General features: G+C 70.4%; 13 protein-coding genes and 3 tRNA genes. 6 read left to right on the forward strand and 10 right to left on the reverse strand.

The window, feature by feature from the left end; genetic code table 11:
* Positions 1-144: 144 nt before the first annotated feature.
* On the forward strand, positions 145-1,905 hold the full coding sequence (locus tag IF54_RS0128350) for a helix-turn-helix domain-containing protein (protein ID WP_030323721.1): 1,761 nt from the start codon (positions 145-147) through the stop codon (positions 1,903-1,905).
* 132 nt (positions 1,906-2,037) lie between these two features.
* On the opposite strand, the gene IF54_RS43100 is transcribed toward IF54_RS0128350, so the two are convergent.
* The 4 genes from IF54_RS43100 to IF54_RS0128375 form a co-directional block, all read right to left on the reverse strand.
* Positions 2,038-2,379 (reverse strand): IS3 family transposase, encoded by a 342-nt coding sequence (locus IF54_RS43100; RefSeq protein WP_030323725.1) that lies wholly within the window; start codon positions 2,377-2,379, stop codon positions 2,038-2,040.
* Between the two features lie 595 nt (positions 2,380-2,974).
* Positions 2,975-3,048: transfer RNA gene (locus tag IF54_RS0128360), tRNA-Ile, on the reverse strand.
* A gap of 188 nt (positions 3,049-3,236) precedes the next feature.
* Positions 3,237-3,309: transfer RNA gene (locus IF54_RS0128370), tRNA-Asn, on the reverse strand.
* A 6-nt stretch (positions 3,310-3,315) separates the two neighbouring features.
* A tRNA-Asn gene (locus IF54_RS0128375) sits at positions 3,316-3,388 on the reverse strand.
* Between the two features lie 157 nt (positions 3,389-3,545).
* Between IF54_RS0128375 and IF54_RS0128380 the strand changes: the two genes are divergently transcribed.
* The 4 genes from IF54_RS0128380 (at position 3,546) to IF54_RS0128395 (ending at position 9,372) form a co-directional block, all read left to right on the forward strand.
* Positions 3,546-3,851: a hypothetical protein gene (locus IF54_RS0128380; protein WP_020136332.1), complete on the forward strand. Its 306-nt coding sequence runs from the start codon at positions 3,546-3,548 to the stop codon at positions 3,849-3,851.
* A gap of 212 nt (positions 3,852-4,063) precedes the next feature.
* On the forward strand, positions 4,064-5,500 hold the full coding sequence (locus IF54_RS0128385) for an FGGY family carbohydrate kinase (protein WP_030323728.1): 1,437 nt from the start codon (positions 4,064-4,066) through the stop codon (positions 5,498-5,500).
* A gap of 210 nt (positions 5,501-5,710) precedes the next feature.
* The gene (locus tag IF54_RS0128390; RefSeq protein WP_030323729.1) at positions 5,711-7,444 is read left to right on the forward strand and encodes an ABC transporter ATP-binding protein; all 1,734 of its coding nucleotides are present in this window, start codon (positions 5,711-5,713) and stop codon (positions 7,442-7,444) included.
* Entirely contained in the window at positions 7,444-9,372 is a 1,929-nt protein-coding gene (locus tag IF54_RS0128395; protein ID WP_030323731.1) for an ABC transporter ATP-binding protein, read from the forward strand. The genes IF54_RS0128390 and IF54_RS0128395 overlap by 1 nt, the downstream gene beginning before the upstream one ends.
* Positions 9,373-9,448: 76 nt before the next feature.
* Here IF54_RS0128395 and IF54_RS0128400 read toward each other — a convergent pair whose 3' ends face one another.
* From IF54_RS0128400 to IF54_RS0128420, 5 genes are all read right to left on the reverse strand, one after another.
* Positions 9,449-10,741 carry an RNA polymerase sigma factor gene (locus IF54_RS0128400; RefSeq protein ID WP_030323733.1) on the reverse strand — a complete coding sequence of 431 codons (1,293 nt, stop codon included), beginning with the start codon at positions 10,739-10,741 and terminating at the stop codon, positions 9,449-9,451.
* Between the two features lie 100 nt (positions 10,742-10,841).
* Entirely contained in the window at positions 10,842-12,749 is a 1,908-nt protein-coding gene (dnaG, locus tag IF54_RS0128405; protein ID WP_030323735.1) for a DNA primase, read from the reverse strand.
* Between the two features lie 29 nt (positions 12,750-12,778).
* Positions 12,779-14,044: an NAD(P)/FAD-dependent oxidoreductase gene (locus IF54_RS0128410; protein ID WP_030323737.1), complete on the reverse strand. Its 1,266-nt coding sequence runs from the start codon at positions 14,042-14,044 to the stop codon at positions 12,779-12,781.
* Between the two features lie 135 nt (positions 14,045-14,179).
* Entirely contained in the window at positions 14,180-15,421 is a 1,242-nt protein-coding gene (locus tag IF54_RS0128415) for a deoxyguanosinetriphosphate triphosphohydrolase (protein WP_030323740.1), read from the reverse strand.
* A 61-nt stretch (positions 15,422-15,482) separates the two neighbouring features.
* The gene (locus IF54_RS0128420) at positions 15,483-16,319 is read right to left on the reverse strand and encodes a sirohydrochlorin chelatase (RefSeq protein WP_030323742.1); all 837 of its coding nucleotides are present in this window, start codon (positions 16,317-16,319) and stop codon (positions 15,483-15,485) included.
* Positions 16,320-16,529: 210 nt separating this feature from the next.
* Here IF54_RS0128420 and IF54_RS0128425 point away from each other — a divergent pair, with 210 nt between their 5' ends.
* Complete coding sequence (locus IF54_RS0128425; protein ID WP_030323744.1) at positions 16,530-17,216, forward strand: SanA/YdcF family protein; 687 nt, start codon at positions 16,530-16,532, stop codon at positions 17,214-17,216.
* An 84-nt stretch (positions 17,217-17,300) separates the two neighbouring features.
* On the opposite strand, the gene IF54_RS0128430 is transcribed toward IF54_RS0128425, so the two are convergent.
* A complete protein-coding gene (locus tag IF54_RS0128430; RefSeq protein ID WP_030323747.1) occupies positions 17,301-18,068 on the reverse strand; it encodes an enoyl-CoA hydratase-related protein in 768 nt (255 codons plus the stop codon).
* Position 18,069 lies beyond the last annotated feature (1 nt).

Here is an 18,069-nt window from a genome sequence, read left to right on the forward strand (position 1 = left end):
CAGTCGGTCGGTCCAGGAGAGCAAGGCCAAAATCCAGACAAGTCGGATGACGTTGCCTAGGCTGGGCGCGCAGGGCTCGCCCAGTCGTGGATCCCACGACTCCCTCGATCGCCTCCGATGACCGGAGGGGAACGGGAGTGATCTATGGCCTGCCATCCGTCACGGAGGCTGCCCCCTGACGTGTCCGACCAGCAAGGGAACCGCCAACCGAGCGACACCGCGGGCACCGGACGGCACGACCCGAGCCCGCTCGCGGCGCTGGACCCGCACGGGCTGCTGGTGCTGTCCCACACCCTGTTCGCCTGCGCCGAGCAGAGTGAGATCGTGCGGTTGGCCATGGGGCACGTCAGTGCCCTTGGTCCCTACCACGCCGAGGCCGGATATCTCGTGACGAGCGACGGTCTGGCCCGCGTCCCAGGCCACGACGCGGGAGCGCCGAAGGCCAACGACGCACGGATGACGGACCTGGGCGAGGCCGACGGCTCCGTATCCCTTCCGGAACGGTCCTGGACCTGGGCGTTCGGCCTGCGCGGGGCCGGCGGTCTGCTCGGCTACATCCTGGTCTCCTCCCGCTCCGGGCCCGACGAACAGGGGCGCTTCCTCCTCTCGACCCTCGTGGGGCTCGCATCGGCGGCCCTGTCACTGACGGTCACGCGTGCCGCGCAGCACGACAAGGCCGGTGAACTCAGCCAAGTCCGCACCGAACGGGACACCGCGCTCGTGCAGCTGGCTGCCATGCGCTCCGAACTGCACCTGCAGAAGACCGTGCACGAGACCCTCGCCCGTGTCGCTGCCCGGGGCGGCGGCGAGGACGCCATCACCCAGGCGCTGTACGAACTCACCGGGCTGTCGGCGCTCGTCGAGGACCGGTTCGGCAACCTGAGGTCCTGGGCGGGTCCCGACCGCCCCGATCCCTATCCGGTGCGCTCCTCGACCCACCAGGAAGGGATGCTGCGGCAGGTCGCGCGCGAGCCGGGCCCGGTCAGAGTCAAGGACCGGCTGATCGCCCTGGTCCGCCCGCGCGGCGACGTCCTCGGCGTACTCGCCCTCGAGGACCCCGAGGCGACGGCCGACGAGCACACCCGGTTCGCCCTGGATCACGCACAGCGGTCGCTCGCCCAGGAGCTCATGCACGCACGCGAACTCGCCGAGGTCGAACTGCGACTGCGCCGCCAGCTGATCGACGACCTGTTGGAGGGCACTGACGAGACGAGCGCCTACGCCCGGGCCGAAGCCGTCGGCCACGACCTGCAACGCACCCATTACGTGGTCGTGGTGCACTGGCCGGGCAACGCCCCTGACGACTCCTTCACCCGAGCAGTCGAGCAGGCGACAGCCATCTCGGCGACCCGTCCGCTGATCACCCGTCGCGGCGACCGGATGGTCCTGCTGACCGAAGCGAGGCCCGACGACGATGCCGTCTACACGGCGCTGGCCCATGAGCTGGGAACGCCCGGCGGAGCGATCGGGGTGAGCGCCCGCTGCGACTCCCTGGACGACATTCCCCGCTGTTACCAGGAGGCATCGCGGGCCCTGGATGTGCGGCAGAACTCCCGCCAGCGCAGTGGGACGACGTTCTTCGACGACCTCGGGCTGTACCGGATCCTGGGGCCCGGAAACGATCTCCGGGAGCTCGAAGACTTCGTGCGCGAGTGGCTCGGCGAGCTGATCGACTACGACGCGGAGCACGACACCGAGTTGGTGGAGACGCTCTCGCGCTACTTCGACTGCGGAGGCAACTACGACGATGCGGCCGCCGCGCTGACGGTCCACCGCAGCACCCTGCGCTACCGGCTGCAGCGTATCCGTGAGATCAGCGACCGCGACCTGGCGGACGTGGACACCCGGCTCAATCTGCAGGTGGCAACGCGTGTCTGGAAGATCATCCTGGGCGGACGACGCTGACCGCGGGCGCCTGGAGAGCCGGCGCTGCGGGTCAGCCCGGCACTCGAACAGGTCGCCGGTGAGGCAAAGTCGATGTTGCGACCTGATCGCCTGTGGCACAGCCCCTCCGAGCTGCGACAACTGCCAGCTCTTTCACGAGCGGGTAGATCTTTTTCCCGGGAGATTCGCCTGCGACAGGTAGGCGGCGGCCCGACGCAGGACCTCGTTCTCCTGCTCCAACAGCTTGATCTGCCGACGTGCTTCGCGTAGTTCCGCACTTTCCTGGCTGGACGTTCCGGGCTTGGTTCCGTCGTCGATGTCCGCCCGGCGCATCCACTTCCACAGCGTCATCGCGTGCACTCCGAAGTCGGCAGCCACCTGCTCGACCGTCACGCCCGGACCGCGGTTCCTCGCTACCCGTACAACATCCTCGCGGAACTCTTCCGGATAAGGCTTGGGTACAGCGACATCCTTCCCGCCCTCCCCACAGGGCAAGCCAGTTCAGTTGACCTGCCCCACCATTTGGGCTCCAGGATCGGTGGCCAACCGGCAGCTGGGATGGTGTCGTTCTCGGAGGCTCCCCGAACTGTACGACGGATGGTCTGGCTGGCCTGGCTCGACCTCGCCGCCTCGCGATCTCGAGCCATGAGTAGGTCCGATGACGTCCCAGACCAGCCTCACGGCGGTACACCGGAGGTCGAGTGCCCTTCAGGGGCCGTCTTCTGTTGGGGCCTTGGCTCCTTGAGGCCTCAGCCGGACGCACTCCTCGCAGAGCTAAGAACACCGGACGATCGCCACGTGAAACGCCCCGCGCAACACGCAGACGACTCGTCGAACAACGCCTCCGCGGCACTCCCCCGTACCTCCGGCCTCAGGATGGCCTCAATACATGACCCTGTCGCAACGGAGCCGAGCGGAACACGCCTCCGTGGCAACACATCGGTACGCGTCCATGCAGGTCAGAAGGCCATCATGCAAAGCAGCGCCCCTCAGGCGTCAAACTCACGAGCAGCGGATTCAGTCCGTTCAGGCAAAGTTGACGCCCCGACACCCGAAAACGAACGTTTCCGCAGGTCAGTGACCTGCACGGTGGGGCGGGTGGGACTCGAACCCACGGCCGACGGATTATGAGTCCGCTGCTCTAACCGGCTGAGCTACCGCCCCATAGCGGCGTGTCGCGTACATGTGTGCGCGCCGTCTGCCGCAGCATAGCCGCTCATACGATCTCCTGCTCCGCAGGGGCGACTTCGCATGCCCTCCAGGACTCCGCCGTGACCTGCACGGTTCCCCCGCACATGAAAAAGGACCCCATCGGGGTCCTCCTTCGTCCTGCCTGAATTCCTGCTTCCCTGCTCTCCCGACTGGACTCGAACCAGTAACCTGCCGGTTAACAGCCGGCTGCTCTGCCAATTGAGCTACGGAAGATCGAAGCTCCCCCGACTGGACTCGAACCAGTAACCTGCCGGTTAACAGCCGGCTGCTCTGCCAATTGAGCTACGGAGGATCGCCTCGGTGCATCGAACGTTGCTCCTTGGGTATTCGCCAGGGGGCGGGCGCTCGCTGCGACACATACATTAGCGCAAGCAGGGGGGTGCTCCGCCAATCGGTTCCCCCGGCACCGACGTCGCACCGGAGACCACGCGAGAGAGAGGGCGGCCACCATGCGTTACAAGCTCACGTTCGTTGTCGGACTGACACTGGGTTACGTGCTGGGCACCCGTGCCGGACGCGAGCGCTACGAACAGCTGAAGAAGTCGGCCCGCCAGGTCGCCCAGAACCCCGCGGTCCGCAACACCGCCGAGACCGCCGCCCAGCAGGGCCGCCAGTTCGCCGGCAAGGCCTACCACGTGGTCAGCGACAAGGTGGGCGACCGGGTCCCGGAGTCGGTGACCCAGCGGGTGCGTTCCCTGCGCGACCGCAATCACAACGGCGCCCCGGAGGACGACTGGGGCACCAGCAACACCTGAACGACGGGGCACGGGCACCGGAGCACCTGAAGGGCGGCCCCACAGGCCACCGCCGGCGCGTGAACGGCGGACCACGGGGCACCGGCAGCACGTGAACGACAGGGTGACGAAAACTACCCTGGAGCGCGGCGGACGGCGCGACCTGCCAGGACGATTCCGCGGCCGCCGTCGCCGCGCACCGTCCGCGACGCTACGCCCATAGAATTCGCGCCATGGGGATAGTCGCCGGGTTGGACAGCTCGCCCGAATTCACTCGCATCGTGGTCTGCGACGCGGACACGGGAGCCGTGCTCAAACAGGGGTACGCGCCGCACCCGGTCGAGGGTCGGCCGTCCGACGTCGACCCCCAGGCCTGGCTGCTCTCCCTCGGTGAGGCCGCCGGCGGGGGCCTCCTCGAAGGTGTCCAGGCCATCGGCGTGTCGGCCCAGCAGAACGCCGTCGTGCCCCTCGACGCCCAGGGCAACACCGTCCGCCCGGCCCTGGTCGGCGGCGACAAGCGCGCCCAGGTCGCCGCCGCCGACCTCGTCGACGCACTCGGCGGACGCGAGGCGTGGGCGCAGGCGGTGGGCTGTGTCCCGCAGGCCGCCCAGCCCGTCACCAAGCTGCGCTGGCTGAACAAGACCGAACCCGACGCCGCCCTGCGCACCGCCGTCCTGCTCCAGGCGCACGACTGGCTGGTCTGGCAGCTGCTCGGGCGACCGGTCAGGAGAACCACCGACCGCGGTGGTGCCTCCGGCACCGGCTACTGGTCCGCCGCCACCGGCTCCTACCGTTCCGACCTCGTCGAGCTGGCTCTCGGCCACCAGGTGATGCTCCCCGAGGTGATCGGCCCGGCGGAAGCGGCCGGTACGACGCCGGAGGGGCTGCTGATCTCCGCCGGGACCGGCGAGACCATGGCCGCCGCCTTCGGGCTCGGGATCGGGCTCGGGGACGCCGTCGTCTCGCTGGGCGCCTCCGGGTCCGTGATGGCCGTGCACCCCGAGGCTCTCGTCGACAGCACCGGGATGATCACCTCCCTGGCCGACGCGACCGGCATGCACCTGCCCGTCGTCACCACCCTGAACGCCGTACGGACCCTGCGCGGGGCCGTCGAGATGCTCGGGCTGAGCGACCTGGAGAGCCTGTCCGACCTGGCGATGAAGTCGACGCCGGGCTCCCACGGGCTCGTCCTGCTGCCCTATCTGGAAGGGGAGCGGACACCGAACCTGCCGCACACGGCGGGAACCCTCAGCGGGCTGCGGCGGGAGTCGATGAAGCCGGAGCACCTGGCGCGCGCCGCGTTCGAGGGCATGCTGTGCGGCCTCGCCGACGCGCTCGACGTGCTGCGCGGCCGGGGTGTCGAGGTGCGGCGGGTCTTCCTGCTGGGGGCCGCCGCCGAGCTGTCCGCCGTACAGGCCGCCGCGCCCGCGCTGTTCGGGGCGCAGGTCGTGGTGCCGCAGCCGGCGGACTACGCGGCGATCGGTGCCGCCCGCCAGGCGGCCTGGGCCCTCGGCGTCTCCCAGGGCACCCTCGACCCGCGCACCCCGCCGATGTGGCAGGGGCCGGCCGCGCAGGTGCTGGAGCCGGGCGAGGAACTGGCGGTGGGGCAGGCGGTGCGGCAGCAGTTCGTGGCGGTACGGGAGCAGATGTATCCCGGGGCCTTCCGCTAGACCCCGGAGGCCCGCGGACGCGCCCGGGGGCGTTCCGCCAGGCAAGCCGCGGAAGGTAAGAGTCCGGTAGGAGTCCGGCGCGCGCGAGGACCCGTAAGGCCGCAAGAAGCACTGCTGTCGGCTTAATCGGTTGAGGTAACGCGGGTGGAGTGTCCGACGATAGGGGCCAGGGGCAACCAACCGCCCGTCGCCGACTCCGAGAGACGTAGCGTGCTCATACGACTTCTACGGACCTATCTCAGGCCCTACAAGAAACCCATCAGCATCCTGGTGCTGCTCCAGTTCCTCCAGACCTGCGCCACCCTCTACCTGCCCACGCTCAACGCCGACATCATCGACAACGGCGTGGTGAACGGGGACACCGGCTACATCCTCGGCTACGGCGCCCTCATGATCGGCATCTCGCTGGCGCAGGTGGTGTGCAACATCGGGGCCGTGTTCTACGGCGCCCGGACCGCGGCCGCGCTCGGCCGGGACCTGCGGGCGTCGGTGTTCGACCGGGTGCAGTCGTTCTCGGCGCGCGAGGTGGGCCACTTCGGTGCGCCCACGCTGATCACCCGTACGACCAACGACGTGCAGCAGGTCCAGATGCTGGCCCTGATGACGTTCACCCTGCTGGTGTCGGCGCCCATCATGTGCGTGGGCGGCATCGTGCTCGCGCTCGGCCTGGACGTGCCGCTGTCCGCCGTGCTGGTGGCCGTGGTGCCGACGCTGGGCATCTGCGTGACGTTGATCGTACGGCGGCTGCGGCCGCTGTTCCGGTCCATGCAGGTGCGCCTCGACACCGTGAACCGGGTGCTGCGCGAGCAGATCACCGGCAACCGGGTCATCCGGGCCTTCGTGCGGGACACGTACGAGGAGGAGCGCTTCCGGAAGGCGAACACCGACCTCACCGAGATCTCGCTGAAGACCGGCAACCTGCTCGCGCTGATGTTCCCCGTGGTCATGACGACAGTGAACCTGTCGTCGATCGCGGTGGTCTGGTTCGGCGCCCACCGGATCGACAGCGGCGGGATGCAGATCGGCGACCTGACCGCGTTCCTCGCCTATCTGATGCAGATCGTCATGTCCGTGATGATGGCCACCTTCATGTTCATGATGGTGCCGCGCGCCGAGGTGTGCGCCGAGCGCATCCAGGAGGTCCTGGGCACCTCGTCGAGCGTGGTCCCGCCGACGGCGCCCGTCACCGAACTGCGGCGGCACGGGCATCTGGAGATCCGGGCGGCGGGCTTCCGCTATCCGGGTGCCGAGGAGCCCGTGCTCAGGGCGATCGACCTGGTGGCCCGGCCCGGCGAGGTGACGGCCGTGATCGGGTCGACCGGCAGCGGCAAGTCCACGCTGCTGGGCCTGGTCCCCCGGCTGTTCGACGCGACCGACGGAGAGGTCCTCGTCGACGGCACCGACGTGTCGACCATCGACCCGAAGCTGCTCGCGAAGACCGTCGGGCTGGTGCCGCAGAAGCCGTACCTCTTCGCGGGCACGGTCGCCACCAACCTCCGCTACGGCAATCCGGACGCCACCGACGAGGAGTTGTGGCACGCGCTGGAGGTGGCGCAGGCCAAGGACTTCGTCGAGCGGCTGGAGAACGGGCTCGACTCCCCCGTCGCGCAGGGCGGCACCAATGTCTCCGGCGGTCAGCGGCAGCGGCTCGCCATCGCGCGCACGCTGGTGCAGCGGCCGGAGATCTACCTCTTCGACGACTCCTTCTCCGCCCTCGACTACGCGACCGACGCGGCACTGCGCGCGGCGCTCGCCGAGGAGACCGCGGAGGCGACCGTCGTGATCGTGGCCCAGCGGGTGGCGACCATCCGCGACGCCGACCGGATCGTCGTCCTCGACGAGGGGCGGGTCGTCGGCACCGGCACCCACCGCGAGCTGATGGCGGTCAACGAGACCTACCGGGAGATCGTGCTCTCCCAGCTCACGGAAGCGGAGGCTGCCTGATGGCCGGGCCCATGGGGCGCATGATGGCCGGCGGCGGCCCCGAGAACCGTTCGCTGGACTTCAAGGTGTCCGGCAGGCGGCTGCTAGCCCAGTTCAAGCCGGAGCGGCTGACCCTCTACGCCATGCTGGCCTGCGTGGTGGTGAGCGTCGGCCTCAACGTGGTCGGGCCGAAGATCCTCGGCCAGGCCACCGACCTGGTCTTCGCGGGCATCATCGGACGGCAGATGCCGGCCGGGGCGAGCAAGGAGGAAGTCCTCGCGGGGATGCGGCAACGCGGCGAGGGCCAGGTCGCCGACATGCTCCGCAGCACCGACTTCACCCCCGGCGAGGGCATCGACTTCACCGCCGTGGGGCACGTCCTGCTGCTCGCGGTCGGGGTGTTCCTGATCGCCGGGCTGCTGATGGCGGTGGCGACGCGGCTGGTCAACCGCACCGTCAACCGCACGATGTTCCGGATGCGCGAGGACGTCCAGACGAAGCTGTCGCGGCTTCCGCTGTCGTACTTCGACAAGCGCCAGCGCGGCGAGGTGCTGTCCCGGGCCACGAACGACATCGACAACATCGGGCAGACCCTCCAGCAGTCGATGGGCCAGCTCATCAACTCGCTGCTCACCATCATCGGCGTGCTCGCCATGATGTTCTGGGTGTCCTGGCTGCTGGCGCTGGTCGCGCTGGTCACCGTGCCGCTGTCGTTCGTCGTCGCCACCCGCGTGGGCAAGCGCTCGCAGCCGCACTTCGTGCAGCAGTGGCGCACCACCGGCAAGCTCAACGCCCACATCGAGGAGATGTACACCGGACACACCCTGGTGAAGGTGTTCGGGCGTCAGGACGAGTCGGCGGCGCAGTTCGCCGAGCAGAACGAGGCGCTGTACGAGGCCGGGTTCAAGGCGCAGTTCAACAGCGGGGTCATGCAGCCGCTGATGATGTTCGTGTCGAACATCAACTACGTGCTGGTGGCGGTCGTGGGCGGGCTGCGGGTCGCCTCCGGTGCGCTGTCCATCGGTGACGTGCAGGCGTTCATCCAGTACTCCCGGCAGTTCTCGATGCCGCTGACGCAGGTCGCGTCGATGGCGAACCTCGTGCAGTCGGGCGTCGCCTCAGCCGAGCGGGTCTTCGAACTCCTGGACGCGGAGGAGCAGGAGGCGGATCCCGAGGTCGCCGAGCGGCCCGCGGAACTGCGCGGGCGGGTCGCCCTGGAGCACGTGTCCTTCCGCTACGACCCCGAGAAGCCGCTCATCGAGGACCTCTCCCTGAAGGTCGAACCGGGTCACACCGTCGCGATCGTCGGCCCGACCGGCGCCGGCAAGACGACCCTGGTCAACCTGCTGATGCGGTTCTACGACGTCTCGGGCGGCCGGATCACCCTCGACGGCGTGGACATCGCCCGGATGACCCGCGACGAACTGCGCGCCGGGATCGGCATGGTCCTCCAGGACACCTGGCTGTTCGGCGGCACGATCGCGGAGAACATCGCGTACGGCGCCTCGCGCGAGGTCACCCGGGGCGAGATCGAGGAGGCGGCCAGGGCGGCGCACGCGGACCGGTTCGTCCGCACGCTGCCCGACGGCTACGACACCGTGATCGACGACGAGGGCAGCGGGGTGAGCGCGGGCGAGAAGCAGCTCATCACCATCGCCCGGGCGTTCCTGTCGGACCCGGTGATCCTGGTGCTCGACGAGGCGACCAGCTCGGTCGACACCCGCACCGAGGTCCTGATCCAGAAGGCGATGGCCAAACTGGCCCACGGGCGCACGTCGTTCGTGATCGCCCACCGCCTTTCCACGATCCGGGACGCGGACACCATCCTGGTGATGGAAAACGGCTCGATCGTCGAACAGGGCACCCACACGGACCTGTTGGAGGCACAGGGCGCCTACGCCCGCCTGTACAAGGCGCAGTTCGCACAGGCGGTGGCGGAGGTGGACTGATGGACGGTGGGGGCTGGTCCGACCTGAAGGGGCGCGGGGAACTGCGCGACCAGCCCCCACCGGCCCGCAGACGGCATCAGTCCAGGTAACCCCTCAACTGATCCGCAAAAGCATGGTCCCGCAGCTTGTTGAGCGTCTTGGACTCGATCTGCCGTATCCGCTCCCGGGTCACCCCGAAGATCCGCCCGATCTCCTCCAACGTGCGAGGACGGCCGTCAGCCAGCCCGTACCGGAGCTGCACGACCTTCCTCTCCCGCTCCCCCAGCGTCGACAGCACCGCCTCCAGGTGCTCCCGGAGCAGCAGGAACGCCGCCGACTCGACGGGAGACGTCGCGTCGCCGTCCTCGATCAGGTCACCGAGGGCGACGTCGTCCTCCTCGCCCACCGGCGCGTGCAACGACACCGGTTCCTGGGCGAGTCGGAGGACCTCACTGACCCTTTCCGGGGCGAGATCCAAGTGCGCGGCCACTTCCTCCGGCGTCGGCTCGTACCCGCGTTCCTGAAGCATCCGCCGCTGCACCCGGACGACCCGGTTGATCAGCTCGACGACATGGACCGGGACCCGGATCGTCCGGGCCTGGTCGGCGAGGGCCCGGGACATGGCCTGGCGGATCCACCAGGTGGCGTAGGTCGAGAACTTGTAGCCGCGGGCGTAGTCGAACTTCTCGACCGCCCGGATGAGGCCGAGGTTGCCCTCCTGGACCAGGTCGAGCATGGTCAGGCCACGGCCGACGTACCGCTTGGCGACCGAGACGACCAGGCGCAGGTTGGCCTCGATGAGGCGGCGCTTGGCCATCCGGCCCATCACCACCAGCCGGTCCAGGTCGAGCGCCAACTGGCTGTCCAGGGACGGGGTGTTGCTCAGCTTCTCCTCGGCGAACAGGCCGGCCTCGACCCGGCGGGCGAGTTCGACCTCCTCGGCCGCGGTGAGCAGCGGGATACGGCCGATCTCGCGCAGGTACTGGCGGAACAGGTCCGAGGAGGGGCCACCGGTGTCGGTGGCACGGCCGCGGGGTGGTTCGGGCGGCTCGACGGGTTCGGTCTCCACGGCGTCGAGCGCTTCGGCGGGCGGGGCGTCCGGCTCCGCCTCGGGGTGGTGCACGACACGGCTCTGCGGGGGCACCGCGACGAGCACCTCGGTCTCGGCGTCCGGTTCTGCCGTGTCGTCCGCACTGTTCTCGGTCTGTGTGAGGGTCTGGGTCTGCACGGGGGCGACCTCCAGGATGATCGCTGCCAAGGAGTACGGCAGCGGCGCTTCGGGGGCGGAGTCGGCGGCCTCGCCGCTGTCCGTCCCGTACGCGATGAGCGGAACCGCGGGGGTGTGGGACCCGTTGGGGACGGATCGGCCGCGCTCCGAGGACTCAGGCACCGGACCCAGTGTGGAGTACGACACATCGCCGCCACGAGGGGCGTGCGGTGACTTTTTGCAATCGGCCCGTGACCCCGCGGTTACCCCGCCGTAGGGTTTCTCAGAGGGCGGCGGCCCCGTGCTCGCGGAGTGCCTGGCCGTACTGCTGGAGGACCCACAGTTCGTTCTGCACGGCGGCCAGGTGGGCGGGGTCGCCGCCGGTGCCCAGTCGGATCAGGGTGCCCTGGACCTCCTGGATGCGGCGGTCGACGGCACGGCGGCGGACCCAGACGAGCTGTTCGCCCGCGTAGTTCTCGTCGACCGCGCGCCGCATGATCGCCTCCACGGCCAGCTCGGTGACCATGGCGCGGACCGCGTCGTCGGGGGCGGCCTCGCGGACCCGGACCAGGTAGTCCTGGGAGTCCTGGACGCCGTACTCGGCGCCGCCCGCGTCCATGATGGCCTGGCGTACGGCGGCGTAGGGCGGGGCGGTGAACTCGTCGACGCCGTACGCGTCGAAGGCCGGGGAGACCAGCTCGGGGCGCTGGAGGGCGAGCTTGAGCAGCTCGCGCTCGGTGGCGTAGACGGGGTTGCGCAGGGTCAGGGCGGGACCTGAGACGGCGGGGCGGTGCGTCCCGTCGTACGACGGTTGTTGCTGGCCGCGTCCCTGCGGGGCCGGGCCCTTGCCGCCGCGGTCGCGGGCCCAACGGGCCAGCTGGGCCACCCGCTTGACCACGAACTGGGTGTCGAGGATGCCGAGCATGCCGGCCAGCTGGACGGCGACCTCGTGCTGGGCGCCGCTGTTCTTGATGCGGGCCACGATGGGGGCCGCTTCGTCGAGGGCGGCGGCCCGGCCCGCCGGGGTGTCGAGGTCGTAGCGGACGACGATCTGGCGCAGCGCGAACTCGAAGAGCGGGGTGCGGGGTTCGACGAGGTCGGCGACCGCGTCGTCGCCCTTGGCGAGGCGCAGGTCGCAGGGGTCCATGCCGTCGGGGGCGATGGCGATGTAGGTCTCGGCGGCGAACTTCTGGTCGTCCTCGAAGGCGCGCAGGGCCGCCTTCTGGCCGGCCGCGTCGCCGTCGAAGGTGAAGATCACGCGGGCCGAGCCGTTGTCCATGAGGAGCCGGCGGAGGATCTTGATGTGGTCGCTGCCGAAGGCCGTGCCGCAGGTCGCGATCGCCGTCGTCACGCCGGCGAGGTGGCAGGCCATGACGTCGGTGTAGCCCTCGACGACGACCGCGCGGGACGCCTTGGCGATGTCCTTCTTCGCGAGGTCGATGCCGTAGAGGACCTGGGACTTCTTGTAGATCGCGGTGTCGGGCGTGTTGAGGTACTTCGGGCCGTTGTCCGCCTCGTAGAGCTTGCGCGCGCCGAAGCCGACGACGTCTCCGCCGATGTCGCGGATGGGCCACATCAGGCGGCCCCGGAAGCGGTCGATGGGGCCGCGGCGGCCCTCCTGGGCGAGACCGGAGAGCAGGATCTCCTTGTCGCTGAAGCCCTTGCCGCGCAGGAAGCGGGTGAGGTGGTCCCAGCCCTGGGGGCTGTACCCGACGGAGAAGTGCGCGGCCGCGGCCTGGTCGAAGCCGCGCTCGGCGAGGAACTGCCGGCCGGTGTCGGCCTCCGGGCTGCTCGCCAGCTGCTCCATGTACCAGTCGGCGGCGATCTTGTGGGCCTCGACCAGGCGGATGCGTTCGCCGCGCTGGTGGGCGGGGTTGTAGCCGCCCTCCTCGTAGCGCAGGGTGATGCCGGCCTGGGCGGCCAGGCGCTCGACCGACTCCGAGAAGGTGAGGTGGTCGACCTTCATCACGAACGTGATGGTGTCGCCGCCCTCCTGGCAGCCGAAGCAGTGGAAGAGGCCCTTGCTCGGACTGACCTGGAAGGACGGCGACTTCTCGTCATGGAAGGGGCACAGCCCCTTGAGGTTGCCGCCACCCGCGTTGCGCAGCTGGAGGTACTCGGACACCACGGCGTCGATCGGGACCGCGTCCCGTACCGCCTTCACGTCCTCGTCGTTGATCCGTCCTGCCACGCGTGAAGTCTACGGGGACGGACTGACACCTACGGGACGAGGCTTTCGAGCGGAACGTGCGGGTCCGCCAGTGCCTCGGTGTCCACCCGGGTCCCGGACCGGATCAGTCCCTGGATCGGCTCCGTGACGTCCCACACGTTGACGTTCATCCCGGCCAGCACCCGGCCCTCCTTCACCCAGAACGCGATGAACTCGCGCTTGCCGGCGTCTCCCCGGATCACCACTTCGTCGTAGGAGCCCGGGGGCGCCCAGCCGCTGTACTCCATGCCCAGGTCGTACTGGTCGGAGAAGAAATAGGGCACCCGGTCGTACGTCACCTGGCGGCCCAGCATCGCGCGGGCCGCCGCCGGGCCGCCGTTGAGTGCGTTGGCCCAGTGCTCGACCCGCAGCCGGGTATCGAAGAGGGCGTGGTGGAAGGAGGCCACGTCACCGGCCGCGTAGATGTCCGGGTCGGAGGTGCGCAGCTGCTCGTCCACCGCGATTCCGCCGCCGTGCGCCCGGTCCACCAGCTCGAGACCCGCCTGCTCCGCGAGGGCGACCCGCGGGGCCGCGCCGACCGCCGCGAGGACGTCGTGCGCCGGGTGCTCCTCGCCGTCGTCGGTACGGGCGGCGAGGACCATGCCGTCCTGTCCCACGATCTCGGTCAGTCTCGCCCCGAAGTGGAAGCGGACGCCGTGCTCGCGGTGCAGCTCCGCGAAGACGTTGCCGAGCTCGGGGCCGAGCACCGAGTACAGCGGGGTGGACGAGGAGGCGACGACGGTGACCTCCGCGCCGTACTCCCGGGCCGCCGCCGCGACCTCCAGGCCGATCCAGCCGGCACCGGCGATCACGAGGTGGCCGTTGTCCCGGCCGAGCGCCGCCAGGACGCCCTTGAGGCGCTCGGCGTGCGCGAGGCGCCGCAGGTGGTGGACGCCGGCCAGGTCGGTGCCGGGGATGTCCAGCCGGCGGGGCTCGGCGCCGGTGGCCAGAAGCAGCTTGTCGTAGTGGACGGCGGTGCCGTCCTCACCGAAGCGGACCGTCTTCGCCGTACGGTCGATGGCGTCGACGGTCTCGCCGAGGTGCAGCTCGATGTCGTTGCGCGCGTACCAGGCGGGTTCGTGGACGAAGACGCTGTCGCGCTCCTCCTTGCCGAGGAGGTAGCCCTTGGAGAGCGGCGGGCGCTCGTAGGGGTGGTCGCGTTCGTCGCAGATCAGTATCACGCGGCCGGTGAAGCCCTCCGTGCGGAGCGTCTCGGCCGCCTTCGCCCCGGCGAGACCTCCTCCCACGATGACAAAAGTCTGATCCGCGTCGACCACTTGATGCCTCCTCTTAGGGGTGCCGCCACCTTGGAGCCTCCCGCACGGAGCGTGAGGGGGGAAGAGGGAGTGGCCCGATCAGGCCACGGAGGGTCACCTTCGGGCGCGTTTCCCGTCACTCCTGTCGCGTGCTTTCTACACGTGCCCCATGAGACGCGCATGAAGCGAGCGTGCCGACGCGTCGGTGAGGGACGCGATCTGGTCGACGATCACCCGCTTGCGGGCACGGTCGTCGGACGCCTGGTCGAACAGGGCCCGGAACTGCGGGTCGAGTCCTTCCGGGGCGCGGACGGTGAGCGCCTCGGCGAGTTCCGCGACCACGATCCGCTGGTCGGCCCGCAGCCGCTCCTGCTCCGCGCGCTGCATGACGTACCGGTCGGCGACGGCCTTGAGCACCGCGCACTCCAGCCGGGTCTCGTGCGGTACGACGAGTTCGGCGCCGTATCTGGTGAGCCGCCCGGTGCCGTACCGCTCGCGGGTGGCGGCCTCGGCGGACAGGCAGAATCGGCCGATGAGCTGGCTGGTGGCGTCCTTGAGGCGGGCCTGGGCCGCGGCGGAGCCGTCGTAGCCGTGCGGCCACCACTCCTGGTCCTGGAGCCGGTCGAGGGCGGCCGCGAGCTCCGCCGGGTCGGTGTCGGCGGGGACGTACCGGCCGAGGGCCACCTCGAAGACCGCCGCGCGTTCCGGTTCGGCGTGCAGGCAGTCGGGGTCGACGTGGCCGGCGTGCAGGCCGTCCTCGACGTCGTGGACGGAGTAGGCCACGTCGTCGGACCAGTCCATGACCTGGGCCTCGAAGGTGGTGCGGGTGTCGGGGGCGCCCTTGCGGATCCAGTCGAAGACGGGACGGTCGTCCTCGTACACGCCGAACTTCCGGGTGGGGTGCGCGCCGCGCGCCCAGGGGTACTTGGTGGCCGCGTCGAGGGTGGCCCGGGTGAGGTTCAGGCCCACCGAGCCCTCCTCGGTGAAGCGTTTGGGCTCGATGCGGGTGAGGAGCCGCAGGGACTGGGCGTTGCCCTCGAAGCCGCCGCAGTCGTCGGCGAACTCGTTCAGGGCCTGTTCGCCGTTGTGGCCGAACGGGGGGTGGCCGAGGTCGTGGGCGAGACAGGCGGCCTCCACCAGGTCCGGGTCGCAGCCGAGGGCCGCGCCGAGCTCACGGCCGACCTGGGCGCATTCCAGGGAGTGGGTGAGGCGGGTGCGGGGGCTGGCGTCCCAGACCTGGCTGAGGGTGCCCGGGGTGACGACCTGCGTCTTGCCGGCGAGCCTTCTGAGCGCGGCGGAGTGGAGGATGCGGGCGCGGTCGCGTTGGAAGGCGGTGCGGCCGGGGCGCTTGTCGGGTTCGGGGGCCCAGCGTTCGGTTGACTGCGGGTCGTACGGCATGTCTTGACAGTACGGGCAGGGGCTGACAATTCGCCGCGCGGCTGCCGGGTTCCGGTTCCGGTCATACGGCGAGTGCGGGTCGTGGGTGGCTGGTCGCGCCCCGCGGCGGAGCCGCAAATTGACACAGCCCCGCGCCCCCGAGGTCGGTCACCTGGTCGTAGCGGTGCAGGATCAGGTCGGTCATCGCCGGGTGGGTGCCCAGCGGGGCCGAGGCGATCCACGGGGCCTTCTCCGCGCACTGCCTCGCGAACAGGCCCGGAGCCGTGAAGTACGAGGCCACCGCGACCTTGTGGCGGCCCCTTGCCGTCAGTGCCCTGATCGCCGTCTCGACCGTCGGGGTCGCCGCCGAGGCGTACGCCGGGACCACCGGGACGCCCAGGCGGTCGGACAGCAGCTGGGCCGTGCGGCGGGTGTCCACGGCCGACTCCGGGTCCCGGGAACCTGCCGAGGCCAGGACGACCGCGCTCTCGCGGCGGGTCTCCTCGTCCGTCCCGGTGTGCCAGCCCGCCTCCACGAGACGGGCGTGCAGCGTGTCCACGAGCAGCGGGTGCGGGCCCAGCGGGGCCGCCACGCGCGTGCGTGCCGGGGACGCGGCCGCCATGTCCGGGATGTCACGCTTCACGTGGTAGCCGCGGGAGAGGAGCAGCGGGACCAGGACCGCCTCCGCCGTGCCCAGGGAGGCCAGCGTGTCCGGCAGCAGCGGTTCGTTGAGCTCGATGTGGCCCAGGTGGACCGGCAGGTCGGGGCGCCGGTCGCGGACCTGGTCGAGGAGGTCGTGAACCGTGGCGAGGGTGCGCGGGTCGCGGCTGCCGTGGGCCACCAGGACGAGGGCGGGCGGCTCGGGGCGGCGCCTGTCGTCGAGGGAGACGAGGCCGGGCTGGCTGCTGATCCGGTTCATGCAGTGATGGTGGCGGTCGGAGGTTGCCTCCCCGTTTCACGGCAATAACGCGGCCTTTCAGGGGCTTCACGGTCCGCGGGGGTGCCGTGTGAGCTCGTGTGACCTGCGTTTTCGCGGTCGTGCGTGAGCCTGGTCACGTCGGAGTCGGCGAACCGGACCGTCCGGCGGGACGTCCTGGTTCTCGGAAAGACCACCGGGAGGGACCGTCCGATGCGACTGCCGAAGATGCGTCGACCGCGTCTGCCACGCACGCGTGCCGGGCGGCGCAGGCTGGTGCAGGCCGTGATGGCGGGGTGTGTGCTCGCGCTGCTGCCGTCGACGTGGCTGTACGTCTCGACGCAGGGCCGGCTGGGGACGACGGCCGACGCGCCCCGCACCGACGTGGCCGTCGTGTTCGGGGCCGGACTGTGGGACGGCGAGCCGTCGCCGTACCTCGCCCACCGGCTCGACGCGGCGGCGACGCTGTACCGGGACGGGCGGATCAAGGCCGTCCTCGTCACCGGGGACAACAGCCGCGAGGACTACGACGAGCCCGACGCCATGCGCGCCTACCTGACCCGGCACGGCGTCCCGGACACCCGGATCGTCAGCGACTACGCGGGCTTCGACACCTGGGACTCGTGCGTCCGGGCCCGGAAGATCTTCGGCGTGGACAAGGCGGTGCTGATCAGTCAGGACTTCCACATCCGGCGCGCGGTCGCGCTCTGCGAGGCGGCGGGGATCTCCTCGTACGGGGTCGGCGTGTCCGCCAAACACGACGTCACCTGGTACTACGGCGGCACCCGGGAGATTCTGGCGGCGAGCAAGGCGGCGCTGGACGTGGTGTTCCAGCCGGACCCGCGCTTCCTGGGCCCGAAGGAACCGGGCGTGACGGACGCGCTGGCCTCCGCGCGCTGAGCGCCGGTCGCCGGCGCGCCTCGTGCGACAGGGTGGACGTGGCCCGGGTGCGGGACGTGTCACGTCCCGCACCCGGGTCCGCCGTCACCGGCCGGTGAAGCGTGGGGGGCGTTTCTCCAGGAACGCGGTCATGCCCTCCTTCTGGTCCGCGGTCGCGAACAGGGCGTGGAAGACCCGGCGTTCGAAGCGGATGCCGTCCCGCAGGCCCGTCTCCAGGGCCTGGTTCACGCACTCACGGGCCGCCCGGACCGCCGTGCGCCCGTACGAGGCGACGGTGGCGGCCGCCTCCAGGGCCTCCGGCAGGACCCGGTCGTCCGGTACGACCCGGGAGACGAGGCCGCAGCGCCCCGCCTCCCGCGCGTCCATCGTGCGACCGGTGAGGACCAGGTCCATCGCCGTGGCCCTGCCGACGAGCCGGGTCAGCCGCTGGGTGCCGCCGATCCCGGGGATCACGCCCAGTTTGATCTCCGGTTGCCCGAAGACCGCCGACTCCCCCGCGACGACGAGGTCGCACATCATCGCCAGTTCGCAACCGCCGCCCAGCGCGGGGCCGTTGACGGCGGCGATCTTCGGGGTGCGCAGGTCGGCGAACTCCTCCCAGTCGGCGAAGTAGTCCTCCTCCGCCATCTCCACGGCCGACTTCCCGGCCATCTCCCCGATGTCGGCGCCCGCCGCGAACACCCGCTCCGAGCCGGTGACGACGAAGCAGCCCACCTCCGGATCGGCGTCCAACGGGCGCAGGGTGTCGAGGAGTTCGGCCAGCAGCGCGGAACTGAGCGCGTTGAGGACGTGCGGGCGGTGCAGGCGTACGGTCACGACGGCGCCGTGCCGTTCGAGCTTCAGGTGGTTCATC

Origin of the sequence: Streptomyces sp. NRRL B-3229 (assembly GCF_000719505.1) — a bacterium.
Classification (GTDB): Bacteria; Actinomycetota; Actinomycetes; order Streptomycetales; family Streptomycetaceae; genus Streptomyces; species Streptomyces griseorubiginosus.